General features: G+C 50.4%; 25 protein-coding genes and 1 CRISPR repeat array (1 of these 26 only partly in view). All 25 genes read left to right on the top strand.

Annotated elements, in window-relative coordinates; genetic code table 11:
* The first annotated feature begins 8 nt into the window (after nt 1–8).
* The 25 genes from HMPREF9473_RS23095 to HMPREF9473_RS22975 all read left to right on the top strand — a co-directional run bounded on the left by HMPREF9473_RS23095 (nt 9) and on the right by HMPREF9473_RS22975 (nt 20,644).
* Nucleotides 9–986, top strand: coding sequence for a flagellin (locus tag HMPREF9473_RS23095; protein ID WP_006782647.1), 978 nt, complete (start codon nt 9–11; stop codon nt 984–986).
* 18 nt (nt 987–1,004) lie between these two features.
* Nucleotides 1,005–1,541 (top strand): DUF6470 family protein, encoded by a 537-nt coding sequence (locus HMPREF9473_RS23090; RefSeq protein WP_006782646.1) that lies wholly within the window; start codon nt 1,005–1,007, stop codon nt 1,539–1,541.
* A 41-nt stretch (nt 1,542–1,582) separates the two neighbouring features.
* The gene (gene fliW / locus HMPREF9473_RS23085; RefSeq protein WP_006782645.1) at nt 1,583–2,026 is read left to right on the top strand and encodes a flagellar assembly protein FliW; all 444 of its coding nucleotides are present in this window, start codon (nt 1,583–1,585) and stop codon (nt 2,024–2,026) included.
* A complete protein-coding gene (gene csrA / locus HMPREF9473_RS23080) occupies nt 2,020–2,289 on the top strand; it encodes a carbon storage regulator CsrA (protein ID WP_006782644.1) in 270 nt (89 codons plus the stop codon). The genes fliW and csrA overlap by 7 nt, the downstream gene beginning before the upstream one ends.
* Nucleotides 2,276–2,764: a hypothetical protein gene (locus HMPREF9473_RS23075; RefSeq protein WP_006782643.1), complete on the top strand. Its 489-nt coding sequence runs from the start codon at nt 2,276–2,278 to the stop codon at nt 2,762–2,764. Before csrA ends, HMPREF9473_RS23075 begins: the two co-directional genes overlap by 14 nt.
* Nucleotides 2,765–2,775: 11 nt before the next feature.
* On the top strand, nt 2,776–4,605 hold the full coding sequence (fliD, locus tag HMPREF9473_RS23070) for a flagellar filament capping protein FliD (protein WP_006782642.1): 1,830 nt from the start codon (nt 2,776–2,778) through the stop codon (nt 4,603–4,605).
* Nucleotides 4,606–4,621: 16 nt separating this feature from the next.
* Nucleotides 4,622–5,002: a flagellar export chaperone FliS gene (fliS, locus tag HMPREF9473_RS23065; protein WP_006782641.1), complete on the top strand. Its 381-nt coding sequence runs from the start codon at nt 4,622–4,624 to the stop codon at nt 5,000–5,002.
* 31 nt (nt 5,003–5,033) lie between these two features.
* Nucleotides 5,034–5,390 carry a flagellar basal body rod protein FlgB gene (locus tag HMPREF9473_RS23060; protein ID WP_006782640.1) on the top strand — a complete coding sequence of 119 codons (357 nt, stop codon included), beginning with the start codon at nt 5,034–5,036 and terminating at the stop codon, nt 5,388–5,390.
* 12 nt (nt 5,391–5,402) lie between these two features.
* Complete coding sequence (gene flgC / locus HMPREF9473_RS23055) at nt 5,403–5,837, top strand: flagellar basal body rod protein FlgC (RefSeq protein ID WP_006782639.1); 435 nt, start codon at nt 5,403–5,405, stop codon at nt 5,835–5,837.
* A 1-nt stretch (nt 5,838) separates the two neighbouring features.
* Entirely contained in the window at nt 5,839–6,645 is an 807-nt protein-coding gene (locus HMPREF9473_RS23050; RefSeq protein ID WP_006782638.1) for an OmpA/MotB family protein, read from the top strand.
* Entirely contained in the window at nt 6,642–7,535 is an 894-nt protein-coding gene (locus HMPREF9473_RS23045) for a flagellar motor switch protein FliM (RefSeq protein WP_006782637.1), read from the top strand. Before HMPREF9473_RS23050 ends, HMPREF9473_RS23045 begins: the two co-directional genes overlap by 4 nt.
* Nucleotides 7,536–7,551: 16 nt before the next feature.
* Complete coding sequence (locus tag HMPREF9473_RS23040) at nt 7,552–8,520, top strand: FliM/FliN family flagellar motor switch protein (RefSeq protein ID WP_006782636.1); 969 nt, start codon at nt 7,552–7,554, stop codon at nt 8,518–8,520.
* Between the two features lies 1 nt (nt 8,521).
* Entirely contained in the window at nt 8,522–8,932 is a 411-nt protein-coding gene (locus tag HMPREF9473_RS23035) for a FliO/MopB family protein (protein ID WP_006782635.1), read from the top strand.
* 88 nt (nt 8,933–9,020) lie between these two features.
* Nucleotides 9,021–9,740 (top strand): flagellar type III secretion system pore protein FliP, encoded by a 720-nt coding sequence (gene fliP / locus HMPREF9473_RS23030; protein ID WP_242830892.1) that lies wholly within the window; start codon nt 9,021–9,023, stop codon nt 9,738–9,740.
* A 12-nt stretch (nt 9,741–9,752) separates the two neighbouring features.
* Nucleotides 9,753–10,016, top strand: a complete 264-nt coding sequence (gene fliQ, locus HMPREF9473_RS23025; protein ID WP_006782633.1) for a flagellar biosynthesis protein FliQ — start codon at nt 9,753–9,755, stop codon at nt 10,014–10,016.
* Nucleotides 10,017–10,030: 14 nt separating this feature from the next.
* Nucleotides 10,031–10,810 (top strand): flagellar biosynthetic protein FliR, encoded by a 780-nt coding sequence (locus tag HMPREF9473_RS23020; RefSeq protein WP_006782632.1) that lies wholly within the window; start codon nt 10,031–10,033, stop codon nt 10,808–10,810.
* 79 nt (nt 10,811–10,889) lie between these two features.
* Nucleotides 10,890–11,954 (top strand): flagellar biosynthesis protein FlhB, encoded by a 1,065-nt coding sequence (gene flhB / locus HMPREF9473_RS23015; protein ID WP_006782631.1) that lies wholly within the window; start codon nt 10,890–10,892, stop codon nt 11,952–11,954.
* Between the two features lie 28 nt (nt 11,955–11,982).
* Nucleotides 11,983–12,678 carry a cell division ATP-binding protein FtsE gene (locus HMPREF9473_RS23010; protein WP_006782630.1) on the top strand — a complete coding sequence of 232 codons (696 nt, stop codon included), beginning with the start codon at nt 11,983–11,985 and terminating at the stop codon, nt 12,676–12,678.
* Nucleotides 12,668–13,576, top strand: a complete 909-nt coding sequence (locus HMPREF9473_RS23005; RefSeq protein WP_006782629.1) for a cell division protein FtsX — start codon at nt 12,668–12,670, stop codon at nt 13,574–13,576. Before HMPREF9473_RS23010 ends, HMPREF9473_RS23005 begins: the two co-directional genes overlap by 11 nt.
* A gap of 78 nt (nt 13,577–13,654) precedes the next feature.
* The gene (locus tag HMPREF9473_RS23000) at nt 13,655–14,290 is read left to right on the top strand and encodes an endonuclease III domain-containing protein (RefSeq protein WP_006782628.1); all 636 of its coding nucleotides are present in this window, start codon (nt 13,655–13,657) and stop codon (nt 14,288–14,290) included.
* 5 nt (nt 14,291–14,295) lie between these two features.
* Nucleotides 14,296–14,550: a TfoX/Sxy family protein gene (locus HMPREF9473_RS22995; RefSeq protein ID WP_006782627.1), complete on the top strand. Its 255-nt coding sequence runs from the start codon at nt 14,296–14,298 to the stop codon at nt 14,548–14,550.
* Nucleotides 14,551–14,706: 156 nt separating this feature from the next.
* A complete protein-coding gene (locus tag HMPREF9473_RS22990; protein WP_006782626.1) occupies nt 14,707–16,086 on the top strand; it encodes a Wadjet anti-phage system protein JetA family protein in 1,380 nt (459 codons plus the stop codon).
* Entirely contained in the window at nt 16,083–16,706 is a 624-nt protein-coding gene (locus tag HMPREF9473_RS22985; RefSeq protein WP_006782625.1) for a DUF4194 domain-containing protein, read from the top strand. The genes HMPREF9473_RS22990 and HMPREF9473_RS22985 overlap by 4 nt, the downstream gene beginning before the upstream one ends.
* On the top strand, nt 16,681–20,229 hold the full coding sequence (locus HMPREF9473_RS28295; RefSeq protein ID WP_006782624.1) for an ATP-binding protein: 3,549 nt from the start codon (nt 16,681–16,683) through the stop codon (nt 20,227–20,229). The genes HMPREF9473_RS22985 and HMPREF9473_RS28295 overlap by 26 nt, the downstream gene beginning before the upstream one ends.
* A gap of 40 nt (nt 20,230–20,269) precedes the next feature.
* Nucleotides 20,270–20,644, top strand: a complete 375-nt coding sequence (locus HMPREF9473_RS22975) for a DUF3783 domain-containing protein (protein ID WP_006782623.1) — start codon at nt 20,270–20,272, stop codon at nt 20,642–20,644.
* Nucleotides 20,645–20,882: 238 nt separating this feature from the next.
* Nucleotides 20,883–20,939: direct repeats of the CRISPR family, unit length 30 nt; it runs 629 nt beyond the window's last position.

The following is a 20,939-nucleotide window of genomic DNA, read 5'->3' as shown; positions in this document are numbered from 1 at the left end:
AGGAAACTATGAGAATTACAGAAGGTATGATGACAGCAAGTTATAATCGAAATCTCCAAACCAATCTGTCCAATCTGAGCGCTTCCAACATGAAGCTGACATCAAAGAGACAGTTTAACCATGTGTCGGAGGACCCGGCCCGGGCGGCGAAAGCGTTTTCCGTCCGGACACAGATTGCGAGAAATGAGCAGTATTCCAGCGTGGTGGAGAATGCAAGCAGTGAACTGAAAACGACATCTGACAATGTCATGAATCTGACCTCCATTCTTGAGACGGTGATTGAAAAGAGTTCCAGAGTAGGAGGAACCATGGACCAGACAGCCATGAATTCCATTGCGGAAGAGCTGAAAGGATTAAAGGAAGAGGTACTCGCTCTGATGAACGTCCAGTACGGCGATAAGTATTTGTTTGGCGGTACTAATGTGAGCGGTGCGCCGTTCACGGTAGATGACAGTGGCGCTCTTCTCTATAACGGGAAAGCGGTGGATAAATATGACCCAGATAACCCGGACACCCACTTTCCATCTAACAAGGATGTGTATCTGGATGTAGGATACGGAAGCACGGGTCTGAATGGAGGCAATAAGGGTATCAAGGTTTCCACGTCAGGCGTCGAGGTGCTGGGATATGGAACTGATGACAGAGGACGTGTCAACAATCTCTATTCGATTATTGATGATATTGAGAACAAGTTGAGAGCAGGAGACCAGACCGGAGCCATAGAGTCTCTGACCAATTTAAAAGATAAGCAGAGTTATGTTACGACTGCCACGGCGGAGATTGGGGCGCGGCAGAATATGCTGGAACGTACCAAGAGTCGTCTTTCTTCCGAACTATTGACACTTCAGGAATCACAGGATAACCTGGAGGGCGTGGATATGGAGAAGGAGGCGATTAATTACCAGGAACTGAAGACGGCCTGGCAGGCAACTTTGCAAATTGGCTCTGCCCTTATTTTACCATCTATATTTGATTTTATAAATTAATAGCAGGGAGGTATTAGTATGAATGTCAATGTATTAAAAATTACTTCAACACCAATTCGATTATCTATTACTTCGGAGCGGGCGAGACTGGAAGTGAAAGCTCCGGAATCTGACGCGCTGGCGGCTCCGGATACACAGCAGCAACTGAATATGAAGACGCAGAATATCAAAGTGGATATTGACTCGTCCCGGGCGCAGAACAGTATGGAGTATCAGTCGGCCAACCGGACGGCTATCCAGTATGCCAAGGCTTCGGCGCAGACTCTGGCGGCCAGCAAGGCGGCAGACAGTGTGGCGAGCCAGACAGCGGCCCAGGTGGCGGCGGTTACAACGGGAAAGGCCGCCGTACCTGCCGGAGAGATTCCGGGACTGGGAGTGGAGTTTACCCCAAGAATGGTAGAGGGGGAGAAGAATGTGGCTAAGGCGGAGCGCTCCATGGAGTATGTTCCGGGAGAATTGAAGATTAGCGTGGAGCAGCGTCCGAAGGTTGAGATTGAATATGTAGGGGAGCCGATTTATTTCCCAAGAAGCGCCGGTCAGGAGCATGAGGAATAAAGGCAGGCAGAGACAGCAATAGAATCACCGGGGGGATTGGCGTGAAGATAGAGACGAGAGATTTTGGGATTCTGGAAATAGAAGAGGAGCATGTGATTCAGTTTTCGCAGCCCATATTTGGATTTGAGGAGTACAGGAGATTCGTTCTCATCAATGATTCCAATATGGGCGACGGAATCTGCTGGCTCCAGTCGGTGGAGGAGAAGCAGGTATGTTTTATCATGCTGAATCCACTGGAGATTAAGCCGGATTATGCGCCGGCTGTCAATGATGAGATTCTGGACCAGTTAAAGGCGGAGCCGGAGGATGAACTGGACTGCTGGGTGCTGTTGGTGATTGGTAAGACATTTCAACAGTCAACCGCCAATTTAAAAAGCCCCATCATAGTCAATCACAAGGCGAATCTGGCGGTGCAGGTGATTCTGGACCAGGATTACGCGATCCGTCAGCCGGTGCTTGGAGAGGGTGAGGTGGATGTATGCTGATTTTATCAAGAAAAAAAGGCGAGTCCATCCGAATCGGCGAGGATATCGAGATATTTGTGACAGAAGTCAAAGGGGATAAGGTCCGGTTGGGCATATCGGCCCCGGAGAATATGAAAATCAGCCGTGCGGAACTGTATCTGACCATGGAGAACAACCGGGAGGCGTCCGACAAGGTAGACCTGCTGAAGGTATTCCAGCTGTCAAGAAATCTGCACCAGGCGGACCAGGAGCATAAGCAGGAGGGACGTCATGGCAATGGTTGAGAGAATGAGCCAGCTTCTTCGTGACAAGAAGGAGCTGTGCCTGTTCTATGAGGAAAAAACAAGGGCGATGGCGGGGCAGAAACTGAAAGAGCCGGAGGAGCTTGAGAAACTGGAACAGACTCTGGCCGACAGGGAAGAGTTAATCGGCAGAATTGATGAGATTGACAGGGAACTGTTGTCATGCCGGGATGACTCGGAAGAAGGCCGCACCCTCTATGCGGCGGCCAGAAATGAATGTGACTATGAGACCCTATCCGCAGAGGGGAAACAGTTATTTGCGGAGGGACAGGAGATATATAAGGTACTCAGCCGGGTGCAGGAGATGGAAGGAGAAATCCGCAGGGAGATGGAATCCGTTATGGAAACCCTGGTTCTGAAAATCCGCCAGAGTAATACCAATAACCGGTTTACAGGATATTTGAAACAGATGGATTATGGAGAGTCCAAAGGACTGCTCTATAACAAGAAGAGATAGGAGGTACGGGGATGGCATCATCGATCAGTACGGTAAGCAGCAGTGGGAAAAATTATTTATCAGGTCTGGTTTCCAATATGGACACGGAATCCCTTGTCACCAATCTGCTGGCGGGAACCCAGTCTAAGATTGACAAGCAGAGTGGATTGAAACAGCAGCTGACCTGGAAACAGGAGATGTACCGGAGCATTATTACGGAGGTCAATAATTTCCGGGATAAATATTTTTCTTATACAAACAATGATACGAATCTGCTGGGGGCCAGTCTGTATAAGACCATGAAGGGAACCAGCAGCTCGGATGCGGTGAAGATTGGAGCGGTTGGCAACAATGCGGCCAGCAATATGACAATTAATCAGGTGGAGCAGCTGGCTACGGCCTGTACGGTGAAGTCACAAAGCTCTGTGACCGGAGATGCGATAGCAGGAAGGGCCGACCTCGGCAGCTTTACACGGGATGAAGAGTATTCGTTTACGATGATTCTGGATGGGGTAAGCCGGACAATCAGCTTTAAGGGCGGAGCTAATGCAAATGATACGCTTGCCAATATCAACCAGGCTATCTATCGCAATTTTGGGGCGTCAGTGAGTATGAGTGTTACCGGGGACGGTAACATGAGACTGGATATGACAGACACTTCCAGACGTGTGATTATAGAGGCGGCGGGAGATGAAACTTCGACTGCAGAGAATCTGGGTTTTGGAGGCGGTTACAGTAATAAACTGAATTACTCGTCAGCGCTGAAAGACCTGAATTTCAATACCACTCTTACCGGTAATAATTTAGAATTTGAGATTAATGGCGTGGCAATCACGGGTCTTACAAAAGATTCGAACCTGAGTGATGTGATACTTGCTATCAACAACAGCGGCGCCGGAGTGACTGTTTCCTATTCTTCCACGACTGATAAGTTCATCATGCAGTCCAATGCGACAGGCGATATATCAAATATCAGCATGTCGGATACATCGGGCAACCTTCTTAAAGTGATGTTTGGAGGAACACCGGAAGTAATTTCCGGACAAAATGCAAAATTAATAGTTGATGGTACCGAAATTCAGCGAAATACCAACACATTTGAGCTGGATGGCATCACAATCGAGCTTACCGGTACAACAAGCGCAACTGATTCTCCAATTAACTTGACTACATCGCAAGATACTGATAAAATAGTAGATAGTTTAAAGAGCTTTGTGGAAGATTACAACGCCCTGATTGCGGGGCTGAATTCCCGAATCCGCGAGGATGCGACCTACAAGTCCTATCCGCCACTGACTGCCGCCCAGAAGAAAGAGATGAGTGACAGAGAGATTGAACTCTGGGAGGAGAAGTCAAAAGAAGGTCTCCTTCGGAATGATTCCAACATCTCCGGTTTGCTCAGCAGCATGAGAACCGCACTTTACAGCACGGTGGATGGCGCGGGAATCGCTATTTTCGATATTGGTATTGAGACCTCCAGTAACTGGAAAGATAACGGGAAACTGATTCTTGATGAGGAGAAGCTGAAGGCGGCGCTGACGACCAATGCGGATGCCGTTCAGAAGCTGTTTACCGATTCCACCAACGGATTAGCCGTTAAGTTGCAGGATGCCCTGAAAGCGGCAGCCAATGTCAGCAGCGCCAGCCCGGGAACGATGGTTCAGTATGCGGGAACCAAGGATGTTCTCACAACCAACAACACTCTTTATCATGAGATGAAGACCATAAGCGACGTCATTAACAGACTGAACCAGACCTATGAGAGAGAGAAGACCCGCTACTGGAAGCAGTTCACGGCCATGGAGCAGTCTCTCGCCAATCTGAACACGCAGAGTTCGTGGTTGAATAATCAGTTCTCATAACAATGGAGGGAATTTGATGCAGAACCCGTATGAGAAGTATAAAGAGCAGTCGGTGATGACCATGACTCAGGGTGATATGCTGAATCTTCTGTTTGATGAGGTTATCAACCGTCTGAACAAAGGGCTTGCATGTCTGGCAGTCAAGGACTACGAGGGATGCAATACATATTTTCAAAAATCGCAGATTATCGTTAGACATCTGTCCGATACACTGGACCACCAGTATGACGTGGCGGAGGGGCTTGATTCTCTGTATGAATATTTTTTTCACCAGATTCTTCAGGCAAATATCAAGAAGACACCGGAACCGGTGGAGGAGATTTTGCCGATGATTGCCGAGTTAAAAGAGGCATTTGCCCAAGCGGACCGTCAGGTGCGGGTGGAGCATACGGGGTGAGCAAACCAAAGAATAAAGGAGTGTGGATGGTATGGCAATGTTTAATGACAGTTCATTTATCTCTCTGCAGAACGGACTGGATGCCATGTGGCTGAAACAGCAGGTTGCAAGCCACAACCTGGCCAACGTGGAGACGCCTGGCTTTAAAGCGAAAAAAGTCGAGTTCAAAAAAGTGCTTGAGAATGCAAAGACAGGGGAATCCGGAGGGTTTGAGGCCGTTGTGGAGACCGACGAGGAGACCGCGGCGAGACCGGACGGGAACAATGTCCAGGTTGAGAGCGAGGAACTGGAACTTTGGAAGGCTTACACCCAGTATTCCGCATTGACGACACGGATGTCGGGCAAGCTGTCCACACTGAGATATGTAATCAATAATACAGGCAAGTAAAGGAGCTAGGGTATGGGATATTTAGATTCACTCAATATTACGGGTTCGGCTCTGACGGCAGAGCGGTTCCGCACGGATATCATCATGCAGAACCTGGCGAATCAAAATACAACAAGAACGGCAGACGGGGGACCGTACCGGCGCAAGCAGGTCGTACTCCGTGAGAACCAGCTGAATTTCAAACAGGAGCTGGGCAAGGCCATCACAAAGGCTGACAACGGCGGCGTTTTCGTGGAGGAAGTGGTTGACAATGAGAATCCTTTTGTCCCGGTTTATGACCCGGACCACCCGGACGCTGACGAAGACGGTTATGTGATGATGCCGAATGTAAACAGTGCGGAAGAGATGGTAGATTTGATGGCGGCCAGCCGTGCGTATGAGGCCAATGTGACAGCGCTCAATATCGCAAAAAGTATGGCACTAAAAGCACTGGAGATTGGTAAATAACATGAAAAAGCGAAGAGAAGAACATGCGGGAGGTCAGGACTGGTTAAATACCTATGCGGATATGATAACCCTGGTACTGACCTTTTTCGTATTACTGTACAGTATTTCTAATGTAAATATGACAAAGCTGGAAGCGGTTGCCGAGGCGATGCAGAAGAAACTTGGCATTGAGGTTCAGGTAAAGCCCAGCGAAGAAGAGATCGCGGATATGGATATTGCCATGGAGCAGCCGGCATTGTCCAGTGACGCGTCCTCACTTGAGATGGCGAAGCTGGCCAGAGATATTCAGTCCTACTTTGAGACGGAGAATCTGGATGCCAGTGTGACCAGCAAGGAGAATGCGGTTTATATCCGGTTTAAGAATGACCTGTTATTTGACCCGGATAGCGCAGTTCTGCGGGAAGGCAGCAAGGATATGCTGGATGCCGTGGGTATGATGCTTCTGGAGAAACAGAATGATATTATGGCGATTTATATCAATGGCCATACTGCCCAGGCTGCCAATTCGTTGATTAACGACAGACTTCTCTCATCCGAGAGAGCGGACCGGGTTGCCATCTATCTGGAAGAGCAGGCCGGACTGGAGCCGGAGAAGTTAATCTGCCGCGGCTACGGCAAATACTATCCGATTGCGGATAACAGTACAAAAGAGGGGCGAGAGCAGAACCGCCGCGTGGATATGATTATCCTTGGCAATGATTTTAAAACCTCTGAGAATGAAATGGAGAGCGTGGATGTCGTGGACCCGCTGTTCCCTGTGGGAATGCCGGAAGATATGAACGCCGATAATGAGGGGGCAGCCCAGTGATAAAAACATATGATTTTAAATCACCTAAAAAGTTTACAAAAGAGCGGATGAGTCTGGTGGAAAACCTGTATGACAGTTTTTCCCGGGCTCTTGCTCCATATATGACAGGACTTTTGCAGTCGTTCTGTGAAATCAGCATTACGGATATCGAGGAGAAGCGTTACCAGGAGTTTGCCAGCACCATCGAGAGCCGTTCTCTGTTTGGGTTGATGTCCCTGTCTCCTGACAATAAGGATTACAACGAGGCGCCTCTGATGATGGAGGTGGATACCAGACTGGGCTTCTATATGGTAGAGCGTCTGTTAGGCGGCGCCGGTACGGAATATAAGCTGAGCCGTGATTTCACGGATATTGAGAAGGCGATTCTGCAGTATATCTTTGGGAAGATTACGGAGTTTATCGGGATGGCGTGGAATGAGTATCTGGACGTGTCCGTGACTCTGACGGGGATTCAGACCAATGCCCATCTGCTTCAGATGAGCGCGCCGGAGGACTTGGTGGTTGAGGTTGGACTGGAGTTATCCATTGATAACCTGAGAGCGCCGATTCGTCTGGTGATGCCTGGACCGAATGTGGATGAACTGACTTCCAAGCTGGGCTATTCTTTTGTGGACAGCCAGAAGAAAAAGAAGGACGACGCCAAGAGACGTTCCAAGAGAGACAGTATCGAGCAGCATCTGCTTGAATCCGAGGTGGAGATTCGTGCTATCATGCAGGAATTCCAGCTGGATGCCCACGATGTTCTGGAACTGCGGGTAGGCGATGTAGTGCCGATTAATATGAATATCAATGAAGATGTGACGGTTTACGTAGGTGATATGGCCTGCTTCGAGGCGAAACTGGGACAGACCAAGCTGCGCAAGGCAGTAGAAATCAGCAGAGAGCTGTAAACCGGGAGGACTAACGATGAACGATATAGGCAAGGAAGAGCTGAAAGGGCTGCTGGAGATGGGGAGTGTCCCGGTCTGCCGCACGCTGTATAATCTTTTGGGCAAACGTGCGAAGATGACGGTGACGGACATTAAAAAAGTAGGAATGGATGATATTGCCAATCATCTTCCCCGGTTTAGCGCAGTCTTTGAGGGGTCCAACGCACAGAATGGCCACAGAGCGGATGTGATGCTGGTCTTCAAGAAAGAGGACGTGGCCAGACTCGCCAATTATATCATGGGCAGCGATTTGAACCGGGACAATTCCATGGACGAGGTCGCGGTTGCTGTTCTCCAGAAGGTGGCGCTCCAGTGTATCAGGGCTTCGCTCTCGGAGATGGGCGATTTTATTGAATGTGAGTCGGAGGATTTGCAGTCTCATGTGGAGATTTATGAGAGTGTGGAACCTGTGATTGAAAAGATTGAGACCTGGGGGGATGACCCGGAGGTCTGCATCATTTCCTGCCAGCTGGCGCTGGAGGGGATTTTCAAAGCGGATATCCTGATGGTTGCTTCCAGAAGGGTGTTCGAGCTGCTGGACAGTTCTGCTATGGCGGAACTGGCGGTGATGGGAGAAGATGGAGTTGACACAAGGCGTGGAAGAGCCGCGGCTCCGGTTAAGAAAGAGAAAGTGATTGCTGTTCAGGAGGTTTATTTTCCTGAGTTTAAATATGAGCCTTTGGAAGATACCATTGATTTTATCAGTGATGACCGGAAATGTATTCTGGACGTCAGTGTGGATGTGGCGGTGCGTGTGGGCGGCACGGTGTGCAGTGTGAAGGATATTCTGGCCATGAAAGAGGGGCAGGTGCTGACCCTTGACAAGCAGGCGGGCTCGCCGGCGGATATTGTGGTGAACGGCGCGTTGATTGGACATGGGGATATCATTGTGACGGACGACCATTTTGCAGCGCGTATCAATGAAATCGTGGACAAGAAGGAGTAGCATGGCACTCATAAGGATATTTTTTTATCTGGTAGTGATGATTCTGGTTCTGGCGCTGGCGTATTACACGACGAAGGTGCTGGGGAACGGAGTCGGCAAACGGCAGGAGCATGATAATTTTCGTGTTCTGGACAGACTGGCAGTTGGGAGAGATACGTTTCTGCTGGTGGTGAAGGTTCAGAACCAGATATTTCTTCTGGGCGTGTCGCCGGCAGGAATCGAAAAACTGGGAGAGTTAGACGAATATGAGAAAAGTCCGGCGGCAGAACCGTCGGATTTTGCTTCGATACTGGCCGAGCATGTGAAACCTTATCTGGACAAGAGCGGCCGGGAGAAAAAGGCAGAGAAAAAGAATCCGGAACGCTGGATTCCGGGCGGGAAAAAACGGGACAACGGAGAAGACGACAGATAATTTGTCAGTTGGAGGATGTACGATGGATAAAGTAAGGAAGATGGGGCTTCGGATGGCCAGGTGGTTTGCTGGCGTTTCTGCATGGGTGATGGTGTCCGGTGTCTGCCGGATGAATGCCTATGCTTCCGATGTATCGCTGACGCTTCAAGGCGCCTCAGGCAGTGGAAAACCGATGGACATGCTGGATATCATGTTCCTTTTTCTGTTTCTGGCAGTAGTTCCGTCTCTGCTGATTATGATGACAAGTTTTACCAGAATTGTCATCGTTCTTTCGTTTCTGAGAAATGCATTAGGTACACAGCAGTCGCCTCCCAATCAGGTATTGGTGGGGCTTGCGTTGTTTTTGACCATGTTTATCATGCAGCCGGTATTTTCGGAGATTAACACCACGGCTTATGAGCCTTATAAGGCGGAGACCATGACGAGGGAGGAAGCCTTTGACGCGGCCCAGAAGCCGATGAAGGAGTTTATGTTAAAACAGACGGAGAAGAAGAGTCTGGATTTGTTTTTGTCGATTTCCAGGACGGAACTTCCGGAGATTAACAGCCAGGAAGATTATATGCAGCTGGGGCTGTCGGTGATTGTTCCCTCGTTTATCTTAAGTGAGCTGAACAAGGCATTTACCATGGGATTCTTGATATTTATTCCGTTTTTGATTATTGATATGGTGGTGTCCAGTACGCTGATGTCTATGGGTATGGTGATGCTGCCGCCCACGATGATTGCGCTGCCATTTAAGATTATGATGTTTGTACTGGTGGATGGCTGGAATCTGGTGATAAAGACGCTGGTTCAGGGATTTCGGTAAGGAGGCACGGGTATGACTGCGGATGAAGTTATGGGGATTATGAAGGAGGCCATGGTTGTGGCCTTTCAGCTGGGCGGCCCGCTGCTGATTGTCAGCATTGTGGTCGGGCTGGTGATTGCTATTTTTCAGGCGGCGACACAGATTCATGAGCAGACGCTGACCTTTGTGCCAAAGCTGATTGTGATAGCTCTGCTGCTTTTGATTCTGGGAACCTGGATGTACCGGGTGATGGATGAGTTTGTGATAAGGCTGTTTGAGATTATGGCGTCGTTGTAGGACGGAGACATGGTATGAGTCAAGACGTATTGCAGAATTTTGATATATTCCTGCTGGTGCTTGCCAGGATGGCGGGAATGGTTCTTGTGAATCCCGTGTTTGGGCGCAAGGGCCTTCCGATGATGGTGAGGATGGGACTTGTCCTGTCTCTCAGTCTTTTTGTGCTGCCTGCGGCGGAGCTTCAGGCGGTGGCGGTCTCGGGGCTTACCACATTTGGCATGGCGGAGGCCATCATCAAAGAGGTGATGATGGGGCTGGCCATCGGATATGTGTTTCAGCTGTTTTTCAGCATGCTGTATGTGGCTGGGGATGTGCTGGATACGCTGTTCGGTTTTTCTATGGGAAAGGTGATGGACCCGATCAGTGGGATTCAGTCTTCGGTGTTTGCCCAGTTTATCAATGTGTTTTTCTTTCTGTATTTTTTTGCCACGGGCAGTCATCTGTTGATGGTGAAGATATTTGCCTATACCTATGAGGTGGTGCCGGTGGGGGTGACGGGATTTGTCAGCAATGCGCTGTTATCTTATCTGATCAACCTGTTTGGCTCGGTGTTTGGGATGGTTATCCGGCTGACGCTGCCATTTGCGGCGGCGGAGTTTGTGCTGGAGGTGACCATGGGAGTGCTGATGAAGCTGATTCCCCAGATTCAGGTGTTTGTGATTAATATCCAGGCCAAGATTCTGCTGGGGCTGCTTCTGATGATGCTGTTTGCGTACCCGGTGGGAGCATTTCTGGATACGTATATCAGCAGTATGATGACAGAGGTCCAGACGGTGATGATGAGCTTCCGGTGAGAGCGGAAGCGCTTGGGCCGAGTGGTTTTATTAGAAGTGGTTTCATAAAAAGAGTTCCGCAGGATTGGGGGGATGATTCATGGCCGCGGAGGAAAAGACAGAGAAAGCCACCCCGAAAAGGCGGCAGGACGAACGAAAGAAGGGTAATGTATTTCAGAGCAATGATGTGGCGGCTGTGGCCAGCATCCTTGTTCTGTTCAATTCCCTGGGGGCGCTGGCGCCTGGGATTTATAAAAATCTGAAAAGCAGTGTGGAACTGTTTTTTTCTTATGCCGCGGACAGGAATTTTCATCTTACGGATATGAATGTCCAGGAGACCATGGGCAGGGCAATGATTTATTTTGCCAGTGCGGCGCTGCCGCTTCTGCTGATTGGTGTGCTGACGGCTGTCATTGTGACATTCTTTCAGACGAGAATGGCATTTTCCTGGGAAGTTATGAAATTTAAACTGGAGAGAATCAGTCCGATGAAGGGATTCAAGCGGATGTTTTCCATGCGTGCGCTGGTGGAGCTTTTGAAGGCTGTTGTGAAGATTACCTGCCTGATTGTGGCGATTTATCTATTTGTGAAGAGCCGGATGCACGAGTTTGCCAGACTGATGGATGGCAGTGTGGCGGGAGCGGTGGCTTACACGGGGAAGACGGCGATTGCGCTGGTGAATACGGTGGGTATCGCCTTCATTTTCGTGGCAGGCTTTGATTTCCTGTATCAGTGGTGGGAGTATGAGAAGAACCTGCGCATGAGCAAGCAGGAGATTAAGGACGAGTACAAGCAGATGGAAGGTGACCCGCAGATCAAGGGGCGTATCAGGGAACGTCAGCGCCAGATTGCGTCCAGGCGTATGATGCAGAACGTGCCGAAGGCGGATGTCATTATCAGAAACCCGACCCACTTTGCGGTGGCGCTGGGATATGATTCGAACGCGCACCGGGCGCCGGTGGTGCTGGCGAAGGGTGCCGACCGGGTCGCGCTCAAGATTGTGGAGATTGGCGAGGAGAACGGGGTTTATATTATGGAGAATCCGCCGCTGGCAAGAGGGCTTTTTGCGGCTGTGGAAGTTGATATGGAGATTCCGGAGGAGTACTATCAGGCTGTGGCGCAGGTGCTGGCATTTGTGTACAAGCTGAAGAAGAAAAAGGTTTAGGCGAAATGGACAGGGAAAGAGGAGAGTCATGGATAATCGCATGATTGTGTTGGACCATGTGACAAAGGTATATGGAAGCCAGAAGGCGCTGGACAATGTGAGTCTGGAGATTAAGGCCGGGGAGTTCGTGTTTCTGACGGGGAACAGCGGGGCCGGGAAGACGACGATGCTGGAGCTGATACTGAAGGAGACGGAGCCGACGAAGGGGAATCTCATAGTAAATGGAATTCAGCTGAGTCAGTTGAAGGAGCGGCAGATTTACCGCTACCGGCGGTTTATCGGGATGGTGTTCCAGGATTTTAAGCTGTTTCCTGATTTTACGGTGTATGAAAATGTAGCGTTTGCCCAGCGGGTGATTGGGGCGGAGCCGAGAGATATGAAGGTCAGCGTGCGGGATGCCCTTTTTAAGGTAGGGCTTGAGAAGAAGGCAGGCTGTTATCCGGGGCAGTTGTCCGGCGGGGAGAAGCAGAGGACGGCGCTGGCGAGAGCGATGGTCAACCGGCCGGTGCTTCTGCTGGCGGATGAGCCTACGGGGAATTTAGACCAGCGGAACGCGGAGGATATTATGCGCCTGCTGGAGAAGATTAATGATCAGGGGACGACGATTCTGACGGTGTCCCACAATCAGGATTTGGTGAAGTCCATGAAGAAGAGGGAGATATCCGTCCGGTACGGGAAGGTAATCCGGGATAGCGGCAAGGGAGGACTTTCTTATGAATTTTAGGACCTGGAGATATCTTTTTAAACTCGGATGGAAGAATTTGTGGTATCATAAGGTATATACGGCAGCTTCGGCATTGACGATGTCGGCCTGTATCTTCCTGTTTGGGCTTCTGTTTCTGGCGGTTCTCAACGTGGACAGTGTGCTTCAGAGGACGGAGGAGGACGTGTATGTGGCGGTCTTCTTTGATGAGGATGTGGCACCGGAACGGATTGATGAGGTGGGAAATCTGATTCGAAACCGGGCGGAGGTGCTGAGGACGGTCTACACGACGGCGGATGAAGCCTGGGACGAGTTTCGGGCGGATTTCTTTGAGGAGACGGAGTTGATGGAAGGGATTTTCGAGGATGATAATCCGTTGTCGGCTTCCAGTCATTTTCAGGTGTATATCAAGGGAATTGAGCAGCAGGAGTCATTTGTGGCTTATGCGTCGAGTCTGGAGGGGGTGCGTAAGGTGACCCACTCGGCGGACACGGTACGGGCGCTGGTGAAGATGAAGGATGTGATTTCCAGAGTGGCCATGGGAAGCGCGGGGCTTCTGGTGCTGCTCTCGGTTCTGCTGATACATAATACGCTGTCGGTTGTGATTGAGGCGCAGAAGGACAAGATGCATGTGATGCGGCTGATGGGGGCCAGGGAGGAATTTATCAAGGTCCCGTTCTGCGTGCAGGCATTTGTGATGGCGCTTCTGGGGCTGTGTGTTCCGCTGCTACTGTTGTTTGGGTGTTACCGCTGGGGCGTTGGTCTGGTGTCTTCGGGGCTGCGGCTGGCGGACGGAGGCGTGACGCTGCTGCCGTGGGAAGCGGTGTTCCCGCAGCTGATTGTGGCCTGTGTGCTCCTGGGAGTTGTGACGGGAGTTGTGGGGGCATTGTCGGTTTTGGGGAAATTGAAGAAGAGATGATGTGGAGGATGTGCCGGACATGTCGCAGTGTCTTTGAGAGATGGCCGGGCATGGCTGTGTGAAAGGTGGGATGAAAGAATGACGAAAGAGGAACTGGCGCTGGAAGTGGTGGAGCGCTTGAAGAAGGAGTACCCGGAGGCGGGATGTACGCTGGACTACAACCAGGCGTGGAAGCTGCTGGTGAGTGTGCGGCTGGCGGCCCAGTGTACGGATGCGCGGGTGAATGTGGTGGTACAGGATTTGTATGCGAAGTATCCGGACGTGGAGTCTCTGGCGGAGGCGGACGTGGATGATATTGAGCGGATTGTGAAACCGTGCGGGCTGGGACACAGCAAGGCCAGGGATATCAGCGGTTGTATGAAGATGCTGAGGGACGAATTTGGCGGAAAGGTGCCGGATGATTTTGACGCGCTGATGAAACTGCCCGGAGTGGGGAGAAAGAGCGCGAACCTGATTATGGGGGATGTGTTTGGAAAGCCGGCGATTGTGACGGATACCCACTGCATCCGGCTGGTGAACCGGATTGGGCTGGTGGACGGTGTGAAGGAGCCGAAGAAGGTGGAGATGGCGCTGTGGAAACTGATTCCGCCGGAGGAGGGAAGCGATTTCTGCCACCGGCTGGTGTTCCATGGAAGAGATGTCTGCACAGCACGGACAAAACCGTTTTGTGACAGATGCTGCCTGAAGGATATCTGTGGGAAGATTGGAGTGTAGAGGTTATGGGCGAGATAGCGAAGATGGTAAATCTTGGAGAAGTGATTGAGAAGCAGCTGGGAGAGGTGGGGATAACCACGGCAGAGCAGCTGCGGGAGACAGGGAGCAAGCAGGCCTGGCTGAAGATTAAGGCCATTGATGATTCTGCCTGTATTCATCGGCTGCTGGCGATGGAAGGGGCGATTCGGGGCGTGAAGAAGACAGCGCTGCCGGAGGATGTGAAAGAGGATTTGAGGGAATTTTACAGGGCGGCGAAGTAAGGTTTTTTCAGTTGGCCTGGAATTGCGATAAAGAGATAATGTTGATAATTAACTTCCTTACGTTTGCCAGATATGGTAAACTATAAGGGAGTTTTTTATTACTGATAACGGTATCCCGCGAGGGGACCTTTTATAGAGAGAAAGAAAATACTGGCGATGAAACAACTATTAAATGAAATTCCTGATAACTTCTGGAGCCTGTTCCGCTCCAAAAACCGTCCCATCTACATAGAGGCTTTGCTGCAAATCAATGAGGAGTACCAGTACAGCAATTATTTCCTGTCACGGGAAATCTGTATTCAGACGCTCAGTGATTATTTTTCCAAGCAGAAAATCTTTCTGGAGCAGGATGAGATGGAGGATGATTTTGATTTGCTGGAGCCCATGGCTACGCGGATTTTGAACTGGCTTTTGCGGGCCGGGTGGCTGCGGAAGGTGGATGACTATTATTCGATGACCGTCAACATTGTGATACCGGATTATGCGGCGGTGTTTGTGGACGCGTTTACCCAGCTTTGCAGTGACGAGGGGGATGCGACGCAGGTGTATATTCAGAATATTTATGCCATTTTGTTCTCATTTAAGAATGACGCGCGGGCGAATCTGTCCTTGCTGAAAACGGCTCTTGTGAATACCAGGAAACTGAATAAGACGCTGCAGGATATGCTGCACAATATGGATAAGTTTTTTGCGAGTCTGCTGGAGAAGGGGTTCTATGGGGATTTGCTTAAGGAGCATCTGGACGGGTATGTGGAGGAGATTGTCCGCAGGAAGTATCACATTTTGAAGACTTCGGATAATTTTTATCTCTACAAGACGGATATCAAGATGTGGCTCAATGAGATGCGGCAGAATCCGGAGTGGCTTTCCGAGGTCTGTGAGCGGAACCGGCGGATGCGGGGGAAGAGTGTGGAAGTGCGGTCGGTTCTGGAGCAGATTGATTTGATTGAGCGGGGCTTTGACGATATTGAGCACCGGATTGCCAATATGGATAAGGAGCATTCCAAGTATATCCGGGCTACGGTGACGAGGCTGAATTATCTGTTGAATGAGGAGGACAATATGAAGGGGCTGGTGATTCAGCTGTTGAATCATTTGTCCTTGTCAGACAGACAGGATGAGGAGATTGGAGAAATCGGGGGGATGATGAATCTGTCCCAGTTTACGATTCTGTCAGACAAGTCTCTTTACCGGCCACGGAGGCCGCGGCAGGATTTTACGGAGCATTTGTCGGCGGATGAGGAGCCGGAGGAGTTGTCGAAGGATGAGATTCTGAAGCTGAATAAAATCCGCAACCGGTATAGCAGAAAACAAATCGAGGAGTTTGTATTTTCCCATATGACGGACGGGCGGATGGAAGTGACACCGGGGACGGTTTCTTCGGATGAGGATTTTGAGAAGCTGGTGCTGGCCTATGATTATTCGACCAGGAAGGACAGCCCGTACCGGGTGCGGGAGCAGGAGACGGAAGCGATTGATAACGGGCGGTACCGTTATCCGAAGCTGGTGTTTGAGAAGAAGAGGAAGAACGGATGATAAATTATTATGAGGAGTTGTCGCCGGAGGAGCAGTTGAAGGTGACGCAGTCGATTCAGCTGTTGTATAAGCAGACATTTTTACTGGAGAGGAAATATGATAAGAAGACCGGGCGGTTTACCGGGAACCGGGATTTTTATGTGTGTAATAAGCATTTGGAGTTTATCCGGGAGTATTTCCGGGTTATGGGGATTGAGGTGATGGAGAACAGCCAGCTGGGGGTGATTTATGTCCGGGGCGAGGCTGTGGTGGGGGACAAGCTGCCGAAGCTGGCGACGCTGTATCTGCTGATTTTGAAGCTGATATACGATGAGCAGATGGCGTCGGTGTCGTCCTCTGTGAATGTGTACACGACGCTTAGCGATATGCATGAGAGACTGGGGAATTACCGGTTGTTTAAGAAGCAGCCGTCGGCGACGGATATCCGGCGGGCGATTTCATTGTTAAAAAAATATCAGATTATTGAGCCGCTGGAAATGATGGACGAGCTGGAAGGACACAGCCGCATCATCATTTACCCGTGTATTAATGTGGTGCTGTTTGGGGACGACGTGCGGGGGCTTTTGGAATCTTATGGGGAAGGAGAGGACGAGGATGACAGCGACGAAACCGAGATTTGAGGCATTATCAAGGATAGTTTTGAATAACTGGCATTATATTAAGCATAAAACGCTGTCGTTCAGCGAAGGGGTTAACTTCTTTACCGGGCATTCAGGGAGCGGTAAGTCGACGGTGATTGACGCCATGCAGATTGTGCTGTATGCCAATACGGACGGGCGCGGGTTTTTTAATAAGGCGGCGGCTGATGATTCGGACCGGAATTTGATTGAGTACCTGCGGGGAATGATTAATATTGGGGAGAATAATGAGTTTGCGTATCTGCGGAATCAGAATTTCTCTTCTACGATTGTGCTGGAGCTGCGGCAGACGGATACGGGGGAATGTCAGTGTGTGGGCGTGGTGTTTGATGTGGAGACGGCCACCAATGAGATTTCCAGGATGTTTTTCTGGCATAAGGGGGGAGTGCCGGAGCATGAGTACCGGATTGGGAACGGTACTAGGGCTATGTCTACGGAGGAAGTGAAGGAGTTTCTTCTTCGGAATTATTCGAAGGAGGAGTGCTATTACGGGAGCCATAATGAGAGGTTTCGAAAGCAGCTCTACGACATTTACCTGGGGGGACTGGATTCGGAGAAGTTCCCGCTGTTGTTCAAGAGGGCGATTCCGTTTCGGATGAATATCAAGCTGGAAGAGTTTGTGAAGGAATATATCTGCATGGAGCAGGACATCCATATTGAGGACATGCAGGAGAGCGTGATGCAGTATGGGCGGATGCGGAAGAAGATTGAGGATACGTGCCGGGAGATTGAACAGCTGAAGGGGATCTGCGGGCAGTATGAGAAGGTGCGGGAAGCGAGAAATACGATTGACACGTATCGGTATTATGTGCAAAAGCTGGATATTCTGCAGTCGCGGCGGGTGGCGCAGACGACCCAGGAGCGGATTCGGCTGACGACGGAGGAACTGGCGAAGCGGCAGGAGGAGAAGAAGGGGCTGGAGCGGGAAATTGAGGAGCTGGCAGGCAAGAGTGATGAACTGCTGAAGCAGATTTCCGCATCGGGGTATGAGGAGCTGAAGGCGCAGCTGGCGTCACTGAATGAATTGGTGGAACGGCTGGGAAACGGGAAGGCGCGGTGGGAGACGACGGCGTCTGCTCTGAATGCCTGGGTGGACCAGGATGTGACTTCCAACCGGACCATTTGGGATATTGAGGCGTTTTCGGATGGGAGTATCACGGAGGAAGGGATTGTCCGGTTGAAGAAGGATATCGGGGAAATGCTTTCGGACGTGGATAAGCAGCGGCAGGAGGCCAATGGGATTCTTCGGGATTTGAAGCGGCGGGAGCAGCAGGCCAGGGAAGAGCTGGAGCAGCTGAAGGCCGGGAATAAGGCTTACCCGAAGGAGCTGGAGCAGGCCAGGACGATGCTGCAGAACCGGCTGTACCAGGAGACGGGGAAGAGTGTGTCGGTGGAGATACTGGCGGATTTGATGGATATCAAGGACGACCAGTGGAGAAATGCGGTTGAGGGGTACATGGGCGGCAATAAGCTGTCGCTGATTGTGGAGCCGAAGTATGCGCGGGCGGCAATGAAGATTTATGAGGAGCTGGATAAGCAGAAGTATTACCGGGTGGCGGTGCTGGACACGGAGAAGGTGATGCAGGACAGCCATGTGGTGATGGAGGGGGCGCTGGCGGAGGAAGTCAGCGTCCGGAGAGATTATGTGCAGGCGTATATTGATTTTCTGCTGGGGAAGGTTGTGAAATGTGAGGGGGTTGATGAACTTCGGAAATGCAAGATTGGGATAACCAGGGACTGTGTACTATATCACAGTTACCGGATTCAGCATATCAATCCGGAGCAGTATACGAAGTTTGCTTATATTGGGAAGAGCAGCGTGCGGCAGAGAGTGAAGCTGTTGGAGAAGACGCTGGCGGAGATTGCGGAGGAGAGAGAGCCGCAGATGGAAGTGCTGCGGGAGTGTGAGGGGATACTGAAGCTGGAAGGGATGAACCATGATGTGTCGGTTTATCTGGAGTGGAAGGCGGATATGGAAGCGCTGGAGAAGAAGAAGGTGGAGCAGAGGAAGCTGCGGGAGAAGCTGGATGGACTGAAGGCGCGGAATGTGGAGGTCTGGGAGAAGGAGAGAGAGGCGCTGCTGGAGCTGTGCGAGGCCAGGAAGGGCGTGCTTAGGGAGAATGAGAGGCTGATTTATGATGGGGAGAATGCGCTGAAGAAGGATAGGGATGAGGCGATTCGACTGCAGGAAGAGTTGATTGTGAAGGAGAGGGAGCTGGAAGAGGAGTGGGCGGCTGAGTTGGAGGATGGAAGTCCGGGGGCTGGCAGGCCGGATGTGAGACTGGCGGGCCGGGTGGCTGCGGGGGAGATGGCAGGTGCTGGGAATGATGAGATGCTGACGGAGGATAAACGGGCAGGCGCCGGAAGCACGGGGGCTGTGGGAATGCTGGCGGTTGCGGCTGCGGCGGAAGAATCGCTGCGGGCGGAGCTTGAGAAGCGGAGCAACCCCAGATATGACCTTATGGGAAATGAGTATGGGGCGAAGCTGCAGAAGGCGATTGAGAAGAAGGATGAGGAGAAGCAGAAGCTGACGGATTTGCGTGGGGAGTATCTGCGGGTTTATCTGAATCGGAGTTTCTCACTCTCATCGGATGACAACAGTGAATATGAGAAGCTGTTGGAGAAGCTGAGTTGTGACAGACTGGAGGAGTATAGGAAGAGTGCGGCGGAGCAGGCCAGGTCGGCCGTGGAGCATTTTAAAGATGATTTCATGTACAAAATCCGCAGTGCCATCCGGGAAGCGCTGATCCGCAAGGATGAATTGAACCGGGTAATAAGCGGGCTGGATTTTGGTAAGGATAAGTATCAGTTCTATATCGGCAAGAACAAGGGGCCGGATGGACAGTATTACGATATGTTTATGGCGGATTCGCTGGAGATTAACCCGGCGCAGCTGGACGTGTCCATGGATAACCAGCTGGATTTCTTCACCATGGAGCATGAGAATCATTATGGGCAGATGGTGAATGATTTGATTAATGTCTTCATCCCGCCGGACAACGCGACGCCGGAGGAACTGGAGGAAGCGAAGCGGAATATGGATAAGTACGCAGACTACCGGACGTATCTGTCCTTTGATATGCAGCAGCTTGTCCAGAATGAGGATGAGACAATCAAGATTCGGCTGAGCAAGATGATAAAGAAGAATTCCGGCGGCGAGGGGCAGAACCCATTATATGTAGCGCTGCTGGCTAGCTTTGCGCAGGCGTACAGGATTAATTTAAAGCCGAAGGTGCAGCGGAACCCGACGATACGGCTGGTGGTGCTGGACGAGGCATTTTCGAAGATGGACGCGGAGAAGGTGGCCAGCTGTATCCAGCTGATACGAGGCCTCGGCTTCCAGGCGCTGATTTCAGCGACCAATGATAAGATTCAGAATTATGTGGAGACGGTAGATAAAATATTCGTGTTCGCCAACCCGAATAAGAAGTGCATCTCGATTCAGGAGTTTGAGCGGGAGGAGTTTGGGGAGTTAAAGGCGGATTTGGTGGATGGCGAGGGATGAGAAGACGGCAAAGTTTATCGGATAGAAAGGGAGTTAATAAATGAGAGAGATGGTGTTATATTACAATACGGTTCAGAATCCGAATGTAGCTAAATTGAAAGGGGTTCTGGTCCGCATGGGCGTCCGAATCAAAAACATCACCCCGGAGCAGGTGACACAGACGGTTGGGTATTTGGCTGGAATCGAAGGATATCCAGAGTCAGAAATACCGGAAGTACTGCCGGTGATTGAGGAGGAGATGCTGGTTATGAGAGGTTTTACCAGCAGGAGGATGGATGAACTGCTGATGAATCTGAGAAAAGCCGGGGTGCCGAAGATTGCGCTGAAGGCTGTGGTGACGGAGAGTAATTGCGGGTGGTCGTTTTATCATTTGTATGAAGAGATTAGGGAAGAGCATAAGAAGATGAGTTTATGATATGGGGATAAAAGTGGAGAATTGCTTTAACAGATACTCTTCATGGGAAATATTTAAATATAAATTTACCAGGCAGAAAAGTCTGGTAAAAGCTGAAAGACTGCATAAATGCTAGTTTCTGAAGGGAATTAGAAGAGATATAATAAAGTGCGGGGACAGCTTGGTAAAAAATTGAGTATATGTTGATATTACTGGGGGATATGGTATTATAAAGGGAAAAAATGCTTTAGATATGTTGGGTGAAGAAGAACAGTAGCTGTATTTAAATTTAAGAAATCGACAGTAACATTAAAAT

The organism is Hungatella hathewayi WAL-18680 (assembly GCF_000235505.1).
GTDB classification, from domain to species: Bacteria; Bacillota; Clostridia; order Lachnospirales; family Lachnospiraceae; genus Hungatella_A; species Hungatella_A hathewayi_A.
This window is presented reverse-complemented; position numbering and strand designations above follow the sequence as displayed.